Origin of the sequence: Microbulbifer yueqingensis (genome assembly GCF_900100355.1) — a bacterium.
Taxonomy (GTDB): Bacteria; Pseudomonadota; Gammaproteobacteria; order Pseudomonadales; family Cellvibrionaceae; genus Microbulbifer; species Microbulbifer yueqingensis.
This window is the reverse complement of record NZ_FNFH01000002.1, coordinates 270,651-289,920: the sequence shown is the minus strand read 5'-3', so window position 1 is coordinate 289,920 and position 19,270 is coordinate 270,651. Positions and strand designations below refer to the sequence as shown.

Annotated in this window: 19 protein-coding genes; 16 read left to right on the top strand and 3 right to left on the bottom strand. The window is 63.1% G+C overall.

Translation table 11 applies throughout. The features are described from left to right. Nucleotides 1–18: 18 nt before the first annotated feature. The 11 genes from BLT26_RS05090 to BLT26_RS05035 all read left to right on the top strand — a co-directional run bounded on the left by BLT26_RS05090 (nucleotide 19) and on the right by BLT26_RS05035 (nucleotide 10,461). Nucleotides 19–1,473, top strand: a complete 1,455-nt coding sequence (locus BLT26_RS05090; RefSeq protein ID WP_245720596.1) for a glutamine synthetase family protein — start codon at nucleotides 19–21, stop codon at nucleotides 1,471–1,473. A 27-nt stretch (nucleotides 1,474–1,500) separates the two neighbouring features. After that, entirely contained in the window at nucleotides 1,501–2,889 is a 1,389-nt protein-coding gene (locus tag BLT26_RS05085; protein WP_091509602.1) for an aldehyde dehydrogenase family protein, read from the top strand. Then, nucleotides 2,886–4,055, top strand: a complete 1,170-nt coding sequence (locus BLT26_RS05080; protein ID WP_091509598.1) for an iron-containing alcohol dehydrogenase — start codon at nucleotides 2,886–2,888, stop codon at nucleotides 4,053–4,055. The genes BLT26_RS05085 and BLT26_RS05080 overlap by 4 nt, the downstream gene beginning before the upstream one ends. Before the next feature lie 76 nt (nucleotides 4,056–4,131). After that, the gene (gene msrA / locus BLT26_RS05075; protein ID WP_091509594.1) at nucleotides 4,132–4,743 is read left to right on the top strand and encodes a peptide-methionine (S)-S-oxide reductase MsrA; all 612 of its coding nucleotides are present in this window, start codon (nucleotides 4,132–4,134) and stop codon (nucleotides 4,741–4,743) included. A 1,522-nt stretch (nucleotides 4,744–6,265) separates the two neighbouring features. Further along, nucleotides 6,266–6,649 carry a nuclear transport factor 2 family protein gene (locus BLT26_RS05065; RefSeq protein ID WP_091509587.1) on the top strand — a complete coding sequence of 128 codons (384 nt, stop codon included), beginning with the start codon at nucleotides 6,266–6,268 and terminating at the stop codon, nucleotides 6,647–6,649. A gap of 102 nt (nucleotides 6,650–6,751) precedes the next feature. After that, a complete protein-coding gene (locus BLT26_RS05060; protein ID WP_217631373.1) occupies nucleotides 6,752–7,513 on the top strand; it encodes a class I SAM-dependent methyltransferase in 762 nt (253 codons plus the stop codon). Between the two features lie 62 nt (nucleotides 7,514–7,575). Beyond that, on the top strand, nucleotides 7,576–8,073 hold the full coding sequence (locus BLT26_RS05055; protein ID WP_091510980.1) for a DoxX family protein: 498 nt from the start codon (nucleotides 7,576–7,578) through the stop codon (nucleotides 8,071–8,073). 204 nt (nucleotides 8,074–8,277) lie between these two features. Next, nucleotides 8,278–8,469 (top strand): DUF3185 family protein, encoded by a 192-nt coding sequence (locus tag BLT26_RS05050; RefSeq protein WP_091510977.1) that lies wholly within the window; start codon nucleotides 8,278–8,280, stop codon nucleotides 8,467–8,469. Then, complete coding sequence (locus tag BLT26_RS05045) at nucleotides 8,466–8,726, top strand: hypothetical protein (protein ID WP_091509583.1); 261 nt, start codon at nucleotides 8,466–8,468, stop codon at nucleotides 8,724–8,726. The genes BLT26_RS05050 and BLT26_RS05045 overlap by 4 nt, the downstream gene beginning before the upstream one ends. A 67-nt stretch (nucleotides 8,727–8,793) precedes the next feature. Continuing rightward, entirely contained in the window at nucleotides 8,794–9,801 is a 1,008-nt protein-coding gene (locus tag BLT26_RS05040) for an LLM class flavin-dependent oxidoreductase (protein WP_091509579.1), read from the top strand. A 138-nt stretch (nucleotides 9,802–9,939) separates the two neighbouring features. Next, complete coding sequence (locus BLT26_RS05035; RefSeq protein WP_091509576.1) at nucleotides 9,940–10,461, top strand: DUF421 domain-containing protein; 522 nt, start codon at nucleotides 9,940–9,942, stop codon at nucleotides 10,459–10,461. A 123-nt stretch (nucleotides 10,462–10,584) separates the two neighbouring features. Here the strand turns inward: BLT26_RS05035 and BLT26_RS05030 are convergent, their stop codons facing one another. Beyond that, a complete protein-coding gene (locus tag BLT26_RS05030) occupies nucleotides 10,585–11,847 on the bottom strand; it encodes a 6-phosphofructokinase (RefSeq protein ID WP_091510973.1) in 1,263 nt (420 codons plus the stop codon). A gap of 161 nt (nucleotides 11,848–12,008) precedes the next feature. Here BLT26_RS05030 and mpl point away from each other — a divergent pair, with 161 nt between their 5' ends. From mpl to BLT26_RS05010, 4 genes are all read left to right on the top strand, one after another. Beyond that, the gene (gene mpl / locus BLT26_RS05025) at nucleotides 12,009–13,409 is read left to right on the top strand and encodes a UDP-N-acetylmuramate:L-alanyl-gamma-D-glutamyl-meso-diaminopimelate ligase (protein ID WP_091509571.1); all 1,401 of its coding nucleotides are present in this window, start codon (nucleotides 12,009–12,011) and stop codon (nucleotides 13,407–13,409) included. Nucleotides 13,410–13,420: 11 nt separating this feature from the next. After that, nucleotides 13,421–14,065, top strand: a complete 645-nt coding sequence (locus BLT26_RS05020) for a flavin prenyltransferase UbiX (RefSeq protein WP_281245465.1) — start codon at nucleotides 13,421–13,423, stop codon at nucleotides 14,063–14,065. After that, nucleotides 14,062–14,334: an Rdx family protein gene (locus BLT26_RS05015; protein ID WP_091509568.1), complete on the top strand. Its 273-nt coding sequence runs from the start codon at nucleotides 14,062–14,064 to the stop codon at nucleotides 14,332–14,334. Before BLT26_RS05020 ends, BLT26_RS05015 begins: the two co-directional genes overlap by 4 nt. Nucleotides 14,335–14,446: 112 nt before the next feature. Beyond that, complete coding sequence (locus BLT26_RS05010) at nucleotides 14,447–17,056, top strand: MMPL family transporter (protein ID WP_091509564.1); 2,610 nt, start codon at nucleotides 14,447–14,449, stop codon at nucleotides 17,054–17,056. 207 nt (nucleotides 17,057–17,263) lie between these two features. Here the strand turns inward: BLT26_RS05010 and BLT26_RS05005 are convergent, their stop codons facing one another. Together BLT26_RS05005 and ypfJ are read right to left on the bottom strand one after the other, a co-directional pair. Then, nucleotides 17,264–17,545, bottom strand: coding sequence for a peptidylprolyl isomerase (locus BLT26_RS05005; protein WP_091509561.1), 282 nt, complete (start codon nucleotides 17,543–17,545; stop codon nucleotides 17,264–17,266). A 91-nt stretch (nucleotides 17,546–17,636) separates the two neighbouring features. After that, nucleotides 17,637–18,497, bottom strand: a complete 861-nt coding sequence (gene ypfJ / locus BLT26_RS05000; protein ID WP_091509558.1) for a KPN_02809 family neutral zinc metallopeptidase — start codon at nucleotides 18,495–18,497, stop codon at nucleotides 17,637–17,639. Nucleotides 18,498–18,623: 126 nt separating this feature from the next. Between ypfJ and BLT26_RS04995 the strand changes: the two genes are divergently transcribed. Beyond that, nucleotides 18,624–19,199: an LON peptidase substrate-binding domain-containing protein gene (locus BLT26_RS04995; protein ID WP_091509555.1), complete on the top strand. Its 576-nt coding sequence runs from the start codon at nucleotides 18,624–18,626 to the stop codon at nucleotides 19,197–19,199. Nucleotides 19,200–19,270: the final 71 nt, after the last annotated feature.

Sequence of the window (19,270 nt, the reverse complement as noted above, 5' to 3'; positions counted from 1 at the left end):
CCACCGGATGCGCCCGCATTGACTATCCTGTTAGCGATCAATCCGCTGGTGGATAACAACAATAGCGAGGTCCCCATGACCGACCCGAGCCTGAACGCGGGCCTGGAGCCCAGGGAGGTGCGCACTGCCGCCGACGCCCGGCGGATCATCGAGGAGCGCGCGCTCACCCACGTCAAGGTGGGCCTGTTCGATAACGACGGCGTCATGCGCGGCAAGTACATGAGCCGCGACAAGTTCCTCTCCTCCCTGGAGCACGGCTTTTCCTTCTGCGACGTGGTGCTGGGCTGGGACGTCAAGGACCAGCTATACGACAACGCCAGTTTTACCGGTTGGCACACCGGCTACCCCGATGCCCCGGTGCGCATCCTGCCCGCCAGCTGTCGCGAGATCCCCTTCGAGGACGGCATGCTGCTGTTCCTGGCAGAATTCGAGCGCCAGGCGCAGGATGTCTGCCCCCGCGGCACCCTGCGCCGGGTGGTGGAGCGCTGCCGCGAGGCGGGCTTCGAGCCCCTCGGGGCGCTGGAGTACGAGTTCTTCCTGTTCGATGAGACCCCCGATTCGGCGCGCGAGAAGGGCTTCCGCAACCTGAAGCCTTTCACTCCCGACTGGTTCGGCTACTCGGTGATCCGCAACTCGGTGCACGCCGAGCTGCACCGGCAGATCCTGGAGCTGGGGGAGCGGATGGACTTCCCCCTGGAGGGGCTGCACACCGAGACTGGCCCCGGGGTGCTGGAGGCGGCCATCGCCGTCGACGGCGCCGAGGCGGCGGCGGACAAGGCGGCGCTGTTCAAGACCTTCCTCAAGGTGCTGGCCCAGCGCAACGGCCTGATGGCCACCTTCATGGCCCGGTGGTCTGGTGATTACCCTGGCCAGAGCGGGCATATCCACCTGTCCCTGCGCGAGCGGGACTCGGGCAAGTCCGCCTTCCATGACCCGGAGCAGCCCCGGAACATGAGTGCGGTGCAGCGGCACTTCCTGGCCGGGCAGCAACGGCTGATGCCGGAGTTCCTCGCCATGCTGGCGCCTACCGTCAACAGCTACCGGCGGCTGGTGCCCGGCTTCTGGGCGCCCACCGGTGCCACCTGGGGGGTGGAGAACCGCACCGCCGCGCTGCGGGTGATTCCCGGCAGCGACAAGTCCCAGCGGCAGGAGTACCGGCTCGGCGCCGCCGACGCCAATCCCTACCTGGCGCTGGCCGCGGCACTTGGCTCAGGGCTCTACGGCATCCTGCAGGGCTGGGAGCCGGGCGAACCGGTGGAGGGCAATGCCTACGCGCTGGAATCGCCGCAGGAGCTGGCGCTGCCGCGGACACTGTGGGAAGCGGCCCAGCGCCTGAAGGACTCCGCCGCCGCGCGGGAACTCTTCGGCAACGGCTTTGTGGAGCACTTCGCCGCCAGTCGCGAGTGGGAGGAGCGGGAGTACCGCCGCCACGTGAGCGACTGGGAGCTGGACCGCTACTTCGAGATCATCTGACCGGCATACCAGGGAAGGGCGCGACTCATGGACAGGCTGCAGTGCATTTCCCCCGTCGACAACTCCGTCTACGTGGAGCGGCCGCTCGCGCGACCCGACGAGATCCGCACGGCGCTGGAGCGGGCCGGCGGGGCGCAGCCGGCCTGGGCGCGCACGCCGCTGGGAGAGCGGGTGGCCATCGTGCGCCAGGCGGTCATGCTGATGCTCGACCGCAAAGAGTCGCTGGGGGAGGAGCTCTGCCACATGATGGGCCGTCCCGTGCGCTTCGCCGCCGGCGAGATCCTGGGGTTCGCCGAGCGCGCCAACTACATGGCGGAGATCGCCGAGCAGGCCCTTGCGGAGATCCGCCTGCCGGAAAAGCCGGGCTTTACCCGCCTGATCCGCCGGGAACCGCTGGGCATATCACTGGTGGTGGCCCCCTGGAACTATCCCTACCTGACCGCGGTGAACGCCGTGGTGCCGGCGCTGCTGGCGGGCAACGCGGTGATCCTCAAGCATTCGGCCCAGACGCCGCTGTGCGCCGAGCACATGGTGGAGGTGTTCGCCGAGGCGGGGCTGCCGCAGGGGGTGTTCCAGTACCTCCACCTGTCCCATACCGATACCGAGAACCTGGTGCGGGCGCCGGAGATAGCGCACGTCGCCTTCACCGGCTCGGTGGCAGGCGGGCGCATGGTGGAGCGCGCCGCGGCGGGACGCTTTATCAAATTGGGCCTGGAGCTGGGCGGGAAGGACCCGGCCTATATCCGTGCCGACGCCGACCTGGATTACGCGGTGGCAACCGCCATCGACGGTGCCTTCTTCAATTCTGGCCAGTCCTGCTGTGGCATAGAGCGCATCTACGTGCACGAGTCACTGCACGACGCCTTCGTCGACCGGGCGCGGGAGATAGTGGCCGCCTACCGGCTGGGGCGGCCGGACGACCCGGATACCAGCCTCGGGCCGCTGGTGCGTGCCGAGGCGGCGGATTTCGTTCGTGCCCAGGTGGACGAGGCCGTGGCTGCCGGGGCCACCGCCCATCTGGACCCCGCGGCATTCCCATTGGACCGGCGCGGTACGCCCTACCTGGCGCCGCAGCTGCTCACCGGCGTGGACCACCGCATGCGGTTGATGCGCGAGGAGTCCTTCGGCCCGGTGGTGGGCGTGATGCCAGTGCGCGACGACGCGGAGGCGCTGGCATTGATGAACGACAGCGAATTCGGCCTCACCGCCGCGATTTTCACAGCGGACGAGGAGGTGGCGCTGGCCCTGGGTGAGCGGCTGGAGTGCGGCACCGTGTTCATGAACCGCTGCGACTACCTGGATCCGGCGCTCGCCTGGACCGGCGTCAAGCACAGTGGCCGTGGCTGCACCCTGTCCGGTATCGGCTACGAACACCTCACCCGCCCCAAGTCCTTCCACCTGAAGGTGACCCCATGACTACCCAACCCCCTGCCACCGACTGGAATTATCCGACTGCCATGCGCGTGGGTCCCGGCCGCGTGGGCGAATTACCGGCGGCCTGCCGGGAGCTGGGGATCCACACGCCCATGCTGGTGACCGACCCGGGCCTTGCCGACCTCCCCATGGTGGAGAGCTTGCTGCGGATCTGCCGTAACGACGGCCTCAATATCGCCGTGTTCGCCGACGTGAAGAGCAACCCCAACGGCGCCAACGTGGACAGTGGAGTGGCGGCACTGCGCGCCGGCTGGCACGACGGCGTGATCGCCTTCGGCGGTGGCTCCGCCATGGACGCGGCCAAGGCCATCGCCCTGATGGCCGGCCAGCAACGCCCACTGTGGGATTTCGAGGACAAGGACGATAACTTCCGCCGCGTTGACGAGGCCGGCATGGTGCCAGTGATCGCCGTGCCCACCACCGCCGGCACCGGCTCGGAGGTGGGCCGCTCCGCGGTGATCACCGACGACGTGGCGCGGGTCAAGCGCATCATTTTCCACCCGCGCATGCTGCCAGAGCTGGTGATCCTGGACCCGGAGCTCTCCACGGGCCTGCCGCACAGCATTACAGCCGCCACGGGCATGGATGCGCTGTCCCACAACCTGGAGGCCTTCTGCGCGCGGGGTTACCACCCGATGGCAGAAGGCATCGCACTCGAGGGTATCCGGCTGGTGCACGACTACCTGCCCCGCGCCGTGGCGGATGGCCGCGACCTGGAGGCGCGCCAGCAGATGCTGGTGGCTTCCAGCATGGGCGCCACCGCCTTCCAGCGGGGGCTGGGCGCCATGCACGCCCTGTCCCATCCGCTCGGCGCACTCTATGACGCCCACCACGGGCTGCTGAATGCCATCCTGATGCCCTATGTGCTGCAAGCCAACCGGGAAGCGCTGGAAGACAGGATGGACAGGCTTGCCCGTCACCTGGGCCTGCCGCAGCAGGGCTTCGCCGGCGTGCTCAACTGGATCCTGGCCCTGCGCACGGAAATCGGCATTCCCCACAGCCTGGAGGAGATCGGGATCGGCAGTGACCAGGTGGAGCGGGTGGGCGAGATGGCAGTCAGGGATCCCTCGGCGGGGGGCAATCCCCTCGAGTTTGATGCGGCCGGCTACAGCGCCATTTACGAACGGGCGCTGCGGGGCGTGGTCTGATGGCACAGGACGCCGCTGAATCCGCTCGGGGTCTCTGGCTGTAACCCCCCGTGAGGAAACGTGGAGGAGAGGGAAGATGATTATTCGCCGGCTTCTTGGCCTGATACTGGCCCTGCTATTGCCCCTGGGCGCCGCGTCCCCATTCGCGGAAGAGGGCACCAAGAGCATCCGCACGGCGGTGTTTGCCGGTGGCTGCTTCTGGTGCATGGAGCCGCCCTACGACAGGCTCGACGGGGTAGTTGAAACCATCTCCGGCTACAGCGGTGGCAAGGTGGCCAACCCCACCTACGAGCAGGTGTCCAGTGGCCGCACCGGCCACGCCGAGGTGGTGCAGGTCAGGTACGACGCGAGCAAGGTCAGTTACCCGCAATTGCTCGAGGTCTTCTGGCGCAACGTGGACCCCTTCGATGCCGGTGGGCAGTTCTGCGACCGCGGTAACCAATACCGCAGCGCCATTTTTTATGCCAACGAGCGCGAGAAGAAGCTGGCCGAAGAGAGCAAGCGGGCGCTGGAGCAGAAATTCGGCAAGGACATCGCCACCCAGATCGTTCCCGCCGCCACCTTCTACCCGGCCGAGGACTACCACCAGAATTACTACCAGCGCAATCCCATCCGCTACAAGTTCTACCGCTACCGCTGCGGCCGCGACCAGCGTCTGGAGAAAGTTTGGGGTGGGGCTGGTAGATGAAGCCCCGGTTATTGCACTCCCGTCCTTTGAGCGAGGGTTAGTTTCATCTGTCACCTCCCTCAATAGGGTGGTGGCAAGTGCCGCAACCTCCGACGCCATTTTGATCTTCTTCCTCTAGAAGTGCCCGCCGTTCCGGATGTTAAGCTGAAGGCGACTGCGGTGCCTGTAATAGCATGTAATTTCCTGCTACGCCTGAGCGCATGCAACCTGTTTTCACTTGTGGCTCAATAGGTAGACAGGAAAAAAGATTGGGGGAGGGCAAAAAATTGCGAACACTAGCGAAACCACGACTGGTGAAGCGATTACTTTGGGGAGCGGTTTTCCTGTCTTTTTAAATGCATGGGTATGCTAGTGACTGGTATGCGGAAGCCGCATTTACCAGGTTCAAATATGACGAGTATGACCCTTCCGGGGCGCCGCGAGGGGTGCAAAGCATTGAAGATAGAGCTAACAGTGGTTCATTCAGTCTTACAGCTGGCTATCTTTTTAACGACTTATACGCGCTTGAGGTTGGTTATACAGAGTTCAGCGAGCATGTTTCTGATCACTCAACCCATTCGATTTTTCTAGGTGGGGATTCAGGTGAAAGCTGGATCGAGACCGATAAGATCGGGGGGCTTCATGCAGAGGGCGTGCTTAGGAAAAGATTCGGTAATTTCTTGCCCTATGTACAACTTGGGCTTTTGTTTGGGGACGAGGTCAGTCCTCTGGCCGTTGCCGGTCTCCTCTGGGAGGCTTCGCAGTCGCTGGCGGTGAATATGTATTACGAGGCCTACCTGAATTCTGCTCGGCGACGGAGGGAGCTTAGGACAGGGGTCCATAGCCTGAACCTTGGATTACGTTACTCCTTTCACTAACTCATAACCATTTACCTCCTTGGGCCAGCTTAAATCTGGGTAGTATGACCAGCCGTAGGTTGGGGTATAGGGAAGATATAAGTGTTCAGCTCTACTGTCGGGCTTTTCCACAGTTTATTCGCCGTTGTCGCAATAACGCTAGGAGCGCTGGTAATAGCGTTTCGGAAAGGAACCGGGGTGCACAAGGTTATGGGGTATGGGTTTTTCGCTGCCATGGTGTTAATGAACATCACCGCGCTTTTCACGCAATCCATATATTCGTTCGGTCCCTTTCACTGGATGGCGATCGGATCGTTAACGTTTGTGAGCTGAGGAATTATTGCCCCATTATTTTTTCGGAGAAATCCCGCATGGCTCCGGGTGCATTACGATTTCATGCTCTGGTCCTATGTGGGGCTGATCGCTGCCATGTTTTCAGAAATTGCCGTACGCGTACCTTTTGTGGGAGAGGTTGTTGGAGGAGGGCAGTTATTTTGGGCTCTAGTGATCGGTTCGAGTTTATTAACATTTCTGGTGGGTGGCTACCTCGTTTCAGAGAGCCGAAAGCGTTATATACGCTAAGTTACTCCATTTCAGGCTGGTGGTGACCTGGAGATCCGCTTGGGTGAGGTTTTTTCAGAGTTTGAGTGGCGCACGCCTATTAAGGTATTTGGGGTTTTCTTTACATGACTCTTAGCGATGAAATTATCGCACGCGAAAAATCGCTGTTGAGCTTTGAGGTGAGAAGCTCGCCTGCAAAGCTAAAAGAGTTGCTTTCAGAAGAGTTTAAGGAGCTTGGGGCTAGCGGGGCATATTTCGAACTTGAAGAAGTCCTCGATCGGCTTCCGCAAGAAGAGTTCTGGTCCGCAAAAGCAGGAGAGTGGGAATTTCGCCTTCTTGCTGACAATGTTGTACAGGTGATGTACAAGGCGATTGTGGTGAAGGGCCAGGATGAGGCAAGTAGCTATAGCTACTCCCACAGAACCTCCATATGGCGCATAGAGGCTGGGCTATGGAAAATGGTTTATCATCAAGGCACCAGGGTAGAGCCATTTGAGCTAAAGGTTTGACCAGGCCTTGCATCCTGATGGCATTAAAGGGGGCAGCTATAAATGCGCCGGAGCTCCAGGCGCAGGGTATCCGGCATCTTTGAGCGTGAGACGCCTTAACTAATGAGCCTGATAGAAGACTTCTACGATGGCCTGTCACCTTTCTACCACCTGATTTACCCCGACTGGGAGTCAAGTGTGGATCGACAGGGTCGGCAGCTCGCCGACCTGATTCGCAACCTTTGGGGTTCGGGTGCAAAATCAGTCCTGGATGTTTCATGCGGAATAGGGACCCAGTCGCTGGGGCTTGCGGCGGAAGGTTTCACTGTTACGGGATCCGATCTCTCTCCCGCGTCGATCGATCGGGCGAGGCAGGAGGCTGCTTCTCGCGGGCTGGATATCCGCTTCTCGGTCTGTGATATGCGGAAAGTTGAAGCCCATCACCCGGCAGAATTTGACGTTGTCATTTCAGCTGATAACTCTCTCCCGCATTTATTGACGGATTCAGAGATCCGTCAAGCGCTGAAAGGTATGTATTCGCGCCTTCGCCCCGGTGGTGGTTGTATCATTACCATGCGCGATTACGACCAGGCTGAGAGAGGCCGTGGTCTCGTCAAGCCCTACGGGGTCAGGGAGTCTGGCGGAACGCGATATCTGGTCTGGCAGGTATGGGGTTTCGAGGGCGATCATTACGACCTGTCGATGTATTTCGTTGCGGACGATATGAAATCGGCGGCGGTAAAAACCCATGTTATGCGTTCACGTTACTATGCGGTGTCACCTGACGCTGTAGTTGAATTGATGCGGGTAGCGGGATTTTCTGAGGTGCAAAGGTTGGATGGCGCCTTCTTTCAGCCTGTTCTGGTTGGCAGGAAATGCGGTTAGCAGCAGCCTGTAAATCGCTATCAATGGGAGCTCATTCGAAGGCTCAAATCGACAGGGATACCATGACGACCCCAATAATTATCTTGATCTTGCTCACTTTGCCCCTCCTGCTCGCTTTCTGCTTTTCAAAAGCAAGGGGGGGTGCAGTTGACACCGGGAAATATGCAGGTTGGGGGCTGGGCATAGCCTTCCTGTTTTTTTCGCTCGGCCATTTCATAAAGACTGCAGGTATGGTGGAAATGCTGCCGGCCTGGGTTCCAATGCGATTACCCATAATCTACATAACCGGCGTGCTTGAACTGGCAATTGGCTGTGCCTTGTTTTTCAGGAGGTGGCGGGCACCTGCGGCCAAGGTGGCGATAATTTTACTGGTAGTCTTCTTCCCCGCGAATATTTATGCCGCTTTAAACGGTGTGGGTCTTGGCGGGCACCAGTGGGGCCCGGTATACCTGTTGATCCGCCTGCCCTTGCAGCTTGTGCTTATTCTTTGGGCATATTGCTTGTGTGTAAAAAGCCAGGAAGAACCGGGCCAGAAGGGCCTTGGTAAAAGTCCTGCTTAAGGCGTTACGCTGAGGGGCAAGTGACCAGGGGACTATCTCGCGGTTGGCGTGTATAGTGAAGTTGAGTTCGGCGATTGCCAGCGCTAACCGCCGAATCGTAGTGGTAGGTGAATTTTCGTCTTGTTGCTCGATATATGGCAGATGGGCCAGCTACTTGCCCGGCGGCATCTGCTTGGCATCTGGTTCTTGATAGTTGGGGGGATCATGAAAAAGAAGTATTTCGGTATCGTACTTATGGTTGTGGGCGTTGCGGCAATTATGTGGGGTTACAATATCTACGATTCGGCTACCTCCGAGGTTACCCGGGCGATCACTGGTGATTCACCGGCGGAAGCCTGGGCCGGCATGGTGGGTGGGGCTATCTGTTTCCTCATCGGCGCGCTCAAGGTGAGATGAAAGCAGTATTCACTGCCTGCCTTGCGCTGGTTACCGTTTGTATTTCACTGTTTTTTGCCGCCGACGCCCTTTACGTCGGCCTCTTCGCATCGCCAGCCGAGCTCGCCCGGTATCCCTGGGGTACCGAGTCCGGCTGGTCCTACCTGAGCCGGAGGCACTATATGGCCAGTGGGCTTGGCACGGCGTTGCTGGTATGCCTGCCGCTGCTGCTGGTACTCGCCCTGCAGCGCATGCGTTGGCGCTGGTCCCGCCATTGAGGCTGCGCCACCCGCAACGCTATCCTGTGTAACAGTCTCCCGTCCCGTTAAGTTTCCAGGAGCCAGAGTGCAAGCCTATTCCCTGCTCGACCTGTCCCCCATCACCGAAGGCAGCGACGCCGGCCGCGCGCTGTGGAATTCCCGCAGTCTGGCGCGCCACGCCGAGGACCTGGGTTACCGGCGTTTCTGGATGGCCGAGCACCATAATATGCCGGGGGTCGCCAGCGCGGCCACGGCGGTGGCGCTGGGTTATGTGGCGGCGGGCACCGAGAGAATCCGCGTGGCTGCCGGCGGCGTGATGCTGCCCAACCATTCGCCGCTGGTGGTCGCCGAGCAGTTTGGTACCCTGGCCTCGGTCTACCCGGGCCGGGTGGACCTGGGACTGGGCCGGGCGCCGGGGACCGACGGCGCAACCATGATGGCCCTGCGGCGTGACCCCACCACTGCCGCCGACCACTTCCCCGAGGACGTGCAGGAGCTGCTGCATTATTTCGCGCCGGAGGAGCCCGGGCAGAAGGTGCGGGCGGTGCCCGGCGCCGGGCTGCGGGTGCCGGTCTGGTTGCTGGGCTCCAGCCTGTACAGCGCACAGCTGGCGGCGGCGCTGGGGCTGCCGTTTGCCTTTGCCTCCCATTTCGCCCCGGCCATGCTCGACCGGGCGCTACACCTGTACCGCGAACAGTTCGAGCCGTCGGAATACCTCGAGGCGCCCTATGCTGCCGCGGCAATCAACGTGTTTGCGGGGGATTCAAGGGAGGAGGCACGCCGGCTGATGACGTCGGTGGAGCAGCAGTTTATCGCCCTGCGCCGGGGCACACCGGGACCACTGCAGCCCCCGGTGGATGACCCGGAGTCCATCGCGCCACATGCAGAGCGCCAGCAGGTGGCGCAGGCGCTGGCGGAGACCGCGGTGGGCGACCAGTCCGATGTTGCCGACTTCATCGACCGCTTCCTGGAACGGACGCGGGTGGATGAGCTGATCGTCACCGGGGCCATGTACGATCACGATGCGCGACTGGAGTCTTTCCGGATTGCGGGGGAGATCCTGGCCAATCGCATGAGTCAGCAGCGGCGGTAACCGCATTTGCGCGCCCCGGTAGGTTCCAGTCACCCTGGAGCCTTAACCGGGCCGGAACAGCGAGGAACCGGTCAGGTATCGCCGCTCTGCTATGGCTACAGTGAAAATGAGTTCGAGTCCCGGGGAGGGAGCTTCGCCATGTTTATAGCCGAGCCGGTAGCGGACCTGTTACTTCGGGGCCTGGTCCTGACCGCGCTTGCCATGGTCTGGGTAGTGATCCTGGTGCGCTTCAATGGCTTGAGGTCGTTTTCGAAAATGACGAATTTCGACTTCGTCATGACTGTGGCAGTGGGGTCCCTGCTGGCGGGAGCAAGCCAGTCAACCAGCTGGAGTGCTTTTGCGCAGACGCTGACCGGTATGGCTGCCCTGTTCCTCGTCCAGTATCTCGCTGCGCGGCTCCGCAGTACCTCGGAAACATTCGAAACGCTGATGCAGAACCGGCCGGTTGTGCTGATGCGTGACGGAAAGGTAATCGAGCAGGCGCTTGTCGAGACGCGTGTAGCTAAGGATGACCTGATCGCCAAGCTTCGTGAGGCCAATGTCCTCGACTTCTCCGAGGTGCGCGCGGTCATCCTGGAGACCACCGGTGATATTTCGGTGCTGCACGGCGACGCATGCGCGGAGAATTTATTGCAGGGTACGAGGCGAGCCGACCGGTAGAGAGCCGGCTGGATGCAGGAGGCCTTGTGGCGCAGCGGGGGCGCTGGAACAGTGGATGCAGAGACGAAAAACCCCGCGGGTGCGGGGCTTTTCAATTTAGCTCACGGGGCCGGAGTCCCGCCGTCAGGCATCGAAGCCCTCTTGCAGCTTCTTCTCTACCAGCTGCTTCTTCAGGCGCGCATACTGGGGTACGCCGTCCTTGTAGGGCGGGTAGTCCTCGCCCTGGATCAGCGGCAGCAGGTAATCGCGGCCCGCCTGGGTAATGCCGAAGCCGTCCTCGCTGATGTACTCCCTGGGCATCATCTTCTCGACGTTGGCCACCTCTGACAGCGGCGCCTCGCCCACGGACCAGCCGTACTCGGGGCCGCTGTCGCGGACGATGCAGGGCATTATGGCGTTCTTGCCGTTCAGTGCCATCTCCACCGCGGCGTGGCCCACGGCGTAGGCCTGGGCTACGTCGGTGGCCGAGGCGATGTGGCGTGCAGAGCGCTGCAGGTAGTCGGCCAGCGCCCAGTGGTATTTCAGGCCCAGCTCGTCCTTGATCATGTTGGCCAGGGTCGGCGCCACGCCGCCCAGCTGCTTGTGACCGAAGGCGTCGGTGGTGCCTGCGTCGGCGAGGAAAGTGCCGTCGGCGTACTGGGCACCCTCGGAGGCCACCACCACGCAGAAGCCTTTCTCGTCCACGGTCTTCTGCACCTTGGCCAGGAACTTCTCCCGGTCGAAAGCCACTTCCGGCAGCAGGATGATATGCGGGGCGTCGCCCTCGTGTTCCTGGGCCAGGGCGCCGGCGGCGGCGATCCAGCCGGCGTGGCGGCCCATCACCTCGAGGATAAATACCTTGGTAGAGGTGTCACACATGGAGGCGACGTCCAGGGCCGCCTCCTTGGTGGAGACCGCCACATACTTGGCCACCGAGCCGAAGCCCGGGCAGTTGTCGGTGTGGGGCAGGTCGTTGTCTACGGTCTTGGGGATATGGATGGCCTGGATGGGATAGCCCATGGTCTCGGACAGCTGCGAGATCTTCAGGCAGGTGTCCGCGGAGTCGCCGCCGCCGTTGTAGAAGAAGTAGCCGATATCGTGGGCCTTGAAGACCTCGATCAGGCGCTCGTACTCGGCGCGGTTGTCCTCGAGGCTCTTGAGCTTGTAGCGGCAGGAACCGAAGGCGCCGGACGGGGTATGGCGCAGGGCGGCGATGGTGTCCACGCTCTCCTGGCTCACGTCGATCAGCTCTTCCCGCAGGGCGCCTAAAATACCATTAAGGCCCGCGTAAACCTTGCCGATCTGGTCGTGGCGCTCGCGGGCGGCCTCGATGACCCCGCAGGCCGAGGCATTGATCACGGCGGTAACACCGCCAGATTGGGCATAAAAAGCGTTCTTCTTGGGCATGGTCATCCTACAAACGGGCTGAGACGGGCAAATTGCGGGGCGGATTCTACTGGAACGGGGTTGCATTTGCACAGGAATCCGGGGGATTTGACAATCACGGGCGCCGGGCAGCGTGGTAAGCTTGCCCGCTTTCGCGACCAGCACGAGTCATCTTTTACAGTATGCATATTCATATATTAGGCATCTGCGGCACCTTCATGGGCAGCCTGGCCCAGCTGGCGGTGGCAGAGGGACACAAGGTCACCGGCAGCGACGCCAACGTCTACCCGCCCATGAGCACCCAGCTCGAGCAGGCTGGTATCCACCTTACCGAGGGCTACGACCCGGCCCAGCTGGAGCCGGCGCCGGACCTGGTAATCATCGGTAACGCCCTGTCGCGGGGAAACCCGGCGGTGGAGGCGGTGCTCGACCGCGGGCTGCCCTATACCTCCGGCGCCCAGTGGCTGTGTGACCACTTCCTGGGCGGGCGCTGGGTACTGGCAGTGTCAGGTACCCACGGCAAGACCACCACGGCCAGCATGCTGGCGTGGGTGCTGGAGCACGCGGGCATGAAGCCGGGTTTCCTGATCGGCGGGGTGCCGCGCAACTTCGATGTGTCGGCGCGCCTCGGCGAGAGCTCCTTTTTCGTGGTGGAGGCGGACGAGTACGACACCGCGTTCTTCGACAAGCGCTCCAAGTTTGTCCATTACCGCCCGCGCACCCTGGTGATCAACAACCTGGAGTTTGACCACGCGGACATCTTCGACGACCTGGCGGCCATCCAGCGCCAGTTCCACCATCTGGTGCGTACCGTGCCCGGCAACGGCCTGATCGTCTCGGCACCGGACGAGGCGGTGGAGCAGGTGCTGGAGCGGGGCTGCTGGACCGAGGTGCAGCGCTTCACCTGTGAGGGCGAGGACGGCGTGCGCCTGGGCGACTGGAGCGCAGTGGATGTCGCAGCCGACGGCACCAGCTTCGCGGTGCAGTTCCGCGGTGCCGGGGTGGCCCGGGTGGAGTGGCCCTATACCGGGTTGCACAACGTGCGCAACGGGCTGGCGGCCATGGCGGCGGCGCGCCACGTGGGCGTGGATCCGGCCGTAGCGGCCGAGGCCCTGCAGAAGTTCGAGGGCGTAAAGCGGCGCATGGAGTGCATCGGCCGGGTCGCGGAGGTCAATGTCTACGACGATTTCGCCCACCATCCCAGTGCCATCGAGACCACCCTCAACGGCCTGCGGGCGAAAGTGGGCAGCGACAAGATCATCGCGCTGATTGAACCGCGCTCCAATACCATGCGTATGGGGATCCACCAGGGGCGGCTGGCCAAGGCCTGTGCCGGCGCCGACCTGGTGCTCTGGTACGAACCGGAGGGTATGGACTGGTCCCTGGGCAATGTGGTTCACCACTCGCCCGTGCCGGCAAAGATTTTCGACAACATCGAGGCTGGGGTAGAATCCGCCGTTAACCTGGCCGAACCGGGCAGTCACATCGTGATCATGAGCAACGGCGGCTTCGGCGGTATCCACCAGCGGCTGCTGGCGGCCCTGGAACACAAGCACGGCGATGCCGGGCCCGCCTCTTCTTAAGGGAACCTGTTTTGTGCCAGGAACTGTTCAGCAAGACCGTCACCCTCGCCATGACCGGCGCCTCGGGCGCCCAGTACGGCCTGCGCCTGCTGCAGTGCCTGCTGGCCGCGGATTGCCGCGTCTGGTTATTGCTGTCCGACGCGGCGCGGGTGGTCATCGACACCGAGACCGACTGCTGCCTGCCGGAAGGCGGTGATGCTGAGGTGGAGGCCTTCCTGGCGGCCCGTTACGGGGCGCGGGAGGGCCAGCTGCGGCTGTTCGGCAAGCGCGACTGGTTCTCGCCGGTGGCGTCGGGCACCGGGGCGCCGGCCAGCATGGTGATCTGCCCGGCCAGCGGCGGCACCCTGTCGGCGATTGCCTGTGGTGCCTCGAACAACCTGATCGAGCGGGCCGCAGACGTGGCCCTCAAGGAGCGCCGCCAGCTGGTGCTGGTGCCGCGCGAGGCGCCGTACTCGGAGATCCACCTGGAGAATATGCTCAAGCTCACCCGCATGGGCGCCACGGTGCTGCCGGCGAGCCCCGGCTTTTACCAGCGCCCCCAGTCGGTGGAGGACCTGGTGGATTTCGTGGTGGCGAGGCTGCTCGACCAGCTGGGCGTCGCCCAGGCGCTGCTGCCGCGCTGGGGCGAGGCCGCAGCTCCGGTGCGGCAGCAGTGAAGGCCACGGTAACCATTCACTACTGCGTGCAGTGCAACTGGATGCTGCGCGCCACCTGGATGGCCCAGGAGCTGCTCTACACCTTCGCCGACGACCTGCAGCAGGTGGCGTTGCAACCGGGCAGCGGCGGTGTGTTCGAGATTTCCGTGGACGGGGAGCTGATCTGGGAGCGGGTCCGCGACGGGGGATTTCCCTCCCCGAAGGAACTCAAGCGCCGGGTTCGGGATCTGTTATTCCCGGACCGGGACCTGGGGCATGTGGATCGCTAGCGATCCCGGCCCGAGCCTGCCGCCGGCCCCGGGGGGAATGACCGGCGGTTTTCGCCTGCCTGCAGGCCAAGACGGGCGAGTGCCCGCATACTGGACGAAATAGCGAATATTTATGCTGTCTGCTTTCAAGACCTTTTACGAGAAACTGGTAACCGAGCGCCCCAAGATGGTGCTGGCGCTGGTGGTACTGCTTACCCTCGCGGCAGCTGCGGGCCTGCCGCGCTTCAAGATCGACGCCTCGGCGGACTCCCTGACCCTGGAGACCGACGATGCGCTGGATTACTATCGCAAGATCGCCGAGCGCTACGCCACCGGGGATTTCCTGGTGGTCACCTACCGCTACAGGCACGGCGACCTGTTCCAGGACGAGTCGCTGGCCACCCTGCGCAACCTGCGCGACGAACTGGCGCAGGTGGACGGGGTCGAGAGTGTGCAGACCATCCTCGACGTACCCCTGCTGTACAGCCCGAAGCCGGCTATTTCCGAGATTTCCGACGGTATCCGCAGCCTGTCCTCACCGGGTACCGACAAGGACCTGGCGCGCCAGGAGTTCCTGTCGAGCCCCATCTACCGCGACCTTATCCTGAGTCCCGACGGCCAGACCACAGCGCTGCTGGTGAACCTGGAGCTGGACCAGCGCGGCATCGAGCTGGTGCGCGAGCGCGACGCCCTGCGGCGCAAGCGCAATGAGGAAGGCCTGAGCGAGGCCGAGGCAGCGCGCCTGGAGGAGGTCAGTGCTACCTACCTGCGCCACCGCACCGAACAGGACCTGGAGTCCCGCGCGCGGGTCGAGGAGGTGCGCGGTATCCTCGACGGTTACCAGGCCGATGCGGAGCTGTTCCTCGGCGGTGTCTCCATGATCACCGCCGACATGATTTCGTTTATCAAGAGCGACCTGGTGGTGTTCGGCGTGGGCATACTCCTGTTCATCGTCGTCACCCTGCTGATCATCTTCCGCCAGGTGCGCTGGGTGTTGTTGCCGCTGGCCACCTGCGTGCTCACGGCGGTGATGATGCTGGGCCTGCTCAGCTGGCTGGACTGGCGCCTTACAGTGATCTCCGCCAACTTTGTGGCCCTGCTGCTGATCATTACCCTGGCCATCACCATCCACCTGTCGGTGCGCTACCGCGAGCTGGTGGCGCAGAACCCGGACTGGAGCCGCAGGGAACTGGCGCTGGCGGCGGTGCGTTTCATGGCCAAGCCGTGCCTGTATACGGCGCTCACCACCATCGTGGCCTTCGCATCACTGGTGGTCAGCGGTATCCGGCCGGTGATCGACTTCGGCTGGATGATGGTGATCGGCGTCTCACTGGCGCTGGTGCTGTCATTCCTGATAATCCCCGCCCTGCTGGTGGTGCTGCCCAAGCGCGTCGACGGCGTGAGCGAGGACAACTCCCACGCGTTCACGCTGCTGTTCTCCCGCTTTGCCGAGCGTCGCCGGGCGGTGGTGCTGGGCGTGGCGCTGGTCGCCGGCCTCGTCAGTGTGGCGGGGGTCACCCAGCTGCGGGTGGAGAACCGCTTCATCGATTACTTTGACGAGTCCACGGAGATCTACCAGGGCATGCTGGTGATCGATCGCCGCCTGGGGGGCACCGTGACGCTGGATATCATCCTCGACAAGCCGGAGCAGGAAGAGCCCGCCTTCGAGGGAGAAGAGGACCCGTTTGCCGTCGGCGGCGGGGACGAATACGCCGAAGTGGAAGACCCCTTCGGGGCGGAGGAGGACCCCTTCGCCAGCGACGACCCGTTTGCCGCCGAAGGGCAGGGCGTACAGGACAGCTACTGGTTCACCGTGGCCGGCCTGAACAAGATCGAGAAGCTGCACGACTACCTGGAAGAACAGCCGGAAATCGGCAAGGTGCAGTCGCTGGCCACCCTGTACAAGGTGGCGCGCGACCTGAACAACGGTCCCCTGAACGATTTCGAGCTGGCGGTGGCCCGCACCGGTCTGCCGGAGGAGATCAGCGATGTGCTGGTCGAGCCGTACCTGTCGCTGGAGCACAACCAGGCCCGCATCACCCTGCGGGTGATGGAGACCGACCCGGACCTGCGCCGCGACGAGCTGATCCAGCGCATCTACGATTACGCCCACAACGACCTTGGCATAGCCCCCGAGAACATCCGCCAGACCGGGTTGCTGGTGCTCTACAACAACATGCTGCAGAGCCTGTTCAAGTCGCAGATCCTGACCCTGGGTGCGGTTTTCGTGGGCATCCTGCTGATGTTCCTGGTGCTGTTCCGCTCGCTGTGGCTGGCGGTCATCGCCCTGATTCCCAATATGCTGGCGGCCACCGTGGTGTTGGGAGGCATGGGGCTGGCGGGGATCCCCCTGGACATGATGACAATCACCATCGCCGCAATTACGGTGGGTATCGGCGTGGACCACGCCATCCACTACCTGTACCGCTTCCGCGCGGAGTTTGCGAAAGACGGGGACTACGTGGCCACCATGCACCGCAGCCACGCCACCATTGGCCGCGCCATGTTCTATACCGCGATCACCATCATCGCCGGCTTCTCGATCCTGGCGCTGTCCAAGTTCGTGCCGTCGATCTATTTCGGACTGCTGACCGCGCTGGCCATGTCCGCGGCGCTGCTCGGCTCGCTGACTCTCCTGCCCCTGTTGCTGCTGCTGATCCGTCCGCTGACGGAGCCGGAGGCGCGGGGAAAGCGGGAAGTGGCGACTGAACGCGACGATGGTACCCGCATCGCGGCGGAGTGATCGCCAGGGAGAGGTGTCGGGTCCGGGCCTGGCTGCTGCCGGTACGACCCGTGGGGAGTAGCCGGGGCGCGCTTGTCCGTGCGCCCCGGGGCTGCGGGAGGTTTTTTTGCTGGCTGAGGGCTCTTGCTGGCTGAGGGCTCTCTCGCGCTGAAGGCTTTTTTGCCAGCTGAAGGCTCTTTTGCCAGCTGAAGGCTCTGCCGCTGGCGGTCAGTCGCTGCGGCCGGTCACTTCCACCAGGTGGTAGCCGAACTGGGTCTTGATTGGCCCCAGTACCTTGTTCAGTTCACCGGTAAATACCGCTTCGTCGAACTCGGGCACCATCTGGCCCTTGCTGAATTCTCCCAGGTCGCCGCCGTTGCGTCCGGACGGGCACTTAGAGTGTTCCTGGGCGATGACGCCAAAATCAGCACCTTCCTCGATTTTCTTTTTCAGCTCCTCGGCCTTGTCTTCAGTCTCCACGAGAATGTGGCGGGCTGTCGCTTTCGGCATGGTGTGTCTCCGTTCGTTCTGAAAGTCCAGGTTGTTTGTGCGTGCCGCTAGAGCTTAGCAGCAGGCACCGGCCATTATGCGGCATGCGCGCTCACTGGCCAGCCAATTCGGCGAAAGTATTGCACCTGGCGACGTCGCCAGTGGTGAAGCCGCGCTTGAACCAGTGCATGCGCTGGCCCGCGCTGCCGTGGGTGAATGCGTCGGGGCTCACTTCGCGACCGGCGCGGCCCTGGACCATGTCGTCCCCCACGGCGGCGGCTGCCGCCAGGCCCTCCTCGAGATCGCCGGGTTCGAGCATCCGGCGGTCGCGATGGGCGTAAAACGCCCAGATGCCGGCAAAGCAGTCCGCCTGCAGCTCCAGCATCACGGACAGGCGGTTGGCGGTGGCGCGGTCGACCTGCGCGCGCGCCTCCTGCACTTTGCGGGAGGTGCCGATCAGGTTCTGCACATGGTGGCCCACCTCGTGGGCGATCACATAGGCGAAGGCGAAGTCCCCGGGAGCCCCCAGCTTGCGCAGTTCGCCGAGGAAGTCCAGGTCGAGGTACACCTTGCCGTCTGCGGGGCAGTAAAAGGGGCCGACCGCTGAGGAGTTGGTGCCGCAGGCGGAGCGGATAATGTCGTCGTACAGCACCAGCTTGGGGCGCACGTAGCGGGCATCTGCGGTCTGGAAAAGCTTATCCCAGGTGTCTTCGGTATCCGCCAGGATCACCGCAATGAATTCCACCACCTCGGCATTGGCCGTGCCCGCCCCGTCACTGCCCGCCTGCCCGCCGAGAAACTGCTGGTTGTCCGCGAAAAAGTAAAACAGGAGCAATAGCGCCAGGGCGACCCAGGCGGTCTTGCTGCGCAGCAACAGCGGGGCCAGGGCCACCAGGCTGCCAAGGCCCCCGGGGCCGGACTGCCCGCGGCGGTCCTCGATATTGCTGCTCCTGCGGCCCTGCCGCCAACGCATGGGAATTCTCCACCATCCAGGTTCTAGTGAGTCTAGTGCGCGCGGCGGGGAATTCGTCATGTAAGCTTGGTTGGGCCGCGGGAGATGTTATCTTGTAGGGAGGCCCGGCCGAACTGAGAGCGGATTTTGCAGCAGCTTCCCCTGTTTCCCCTGCGCGTGGCGCTGTTCCCCGGCGTGACCCTGCCGTTACGTATATTTGAGCAGCGTTACCTGCACCTGGTGAGCGAATCCCTGAAGAGCGAGAGCGGCTTCGGCGTGGTACTGATCCGCTCCGGCACCGAGGTGGGGCGGGCCGAGATCTGGCCGGTTGGTGTCCATGTGAATATCGTCGACTGGAGCCAGGGAGACGAGGGGCTGTTGCACGTGGATGTCGCGGGAGAGCGACGTTTCCGGGTGGTGGATACCAGCCGTGCCGAGGATGACCTGCTTATGGGAGAGGTGGAGTGGTTGCCCGATGAACCGGCGCAGCCGATCCCGCCCGAGTGCGACGGGCTGCTCTCGATGTTGCAGGAGTTGAAGGAGCACGCAGCCATGCTGTCTCTCAAGTTTGCGCCGGTTGACTCCGCGGACGCCCTCTCCTGGCAGCTGGCCCAGCTGCTGCCGCTGGAGGACCGGGTCCGCATCGAGCTGCTCACCACCCAGGACCCGCTTGCCCGGCTCGCCGTCATTGCTTCCAACCTGGATCGCTGGACGCGGGAATAATTCCAGCGAATTCCTGCATTCCCCGTCCCCGCAGCGCGGAAACTCGCGGCCGGTGCGTTATACTGCGCGAC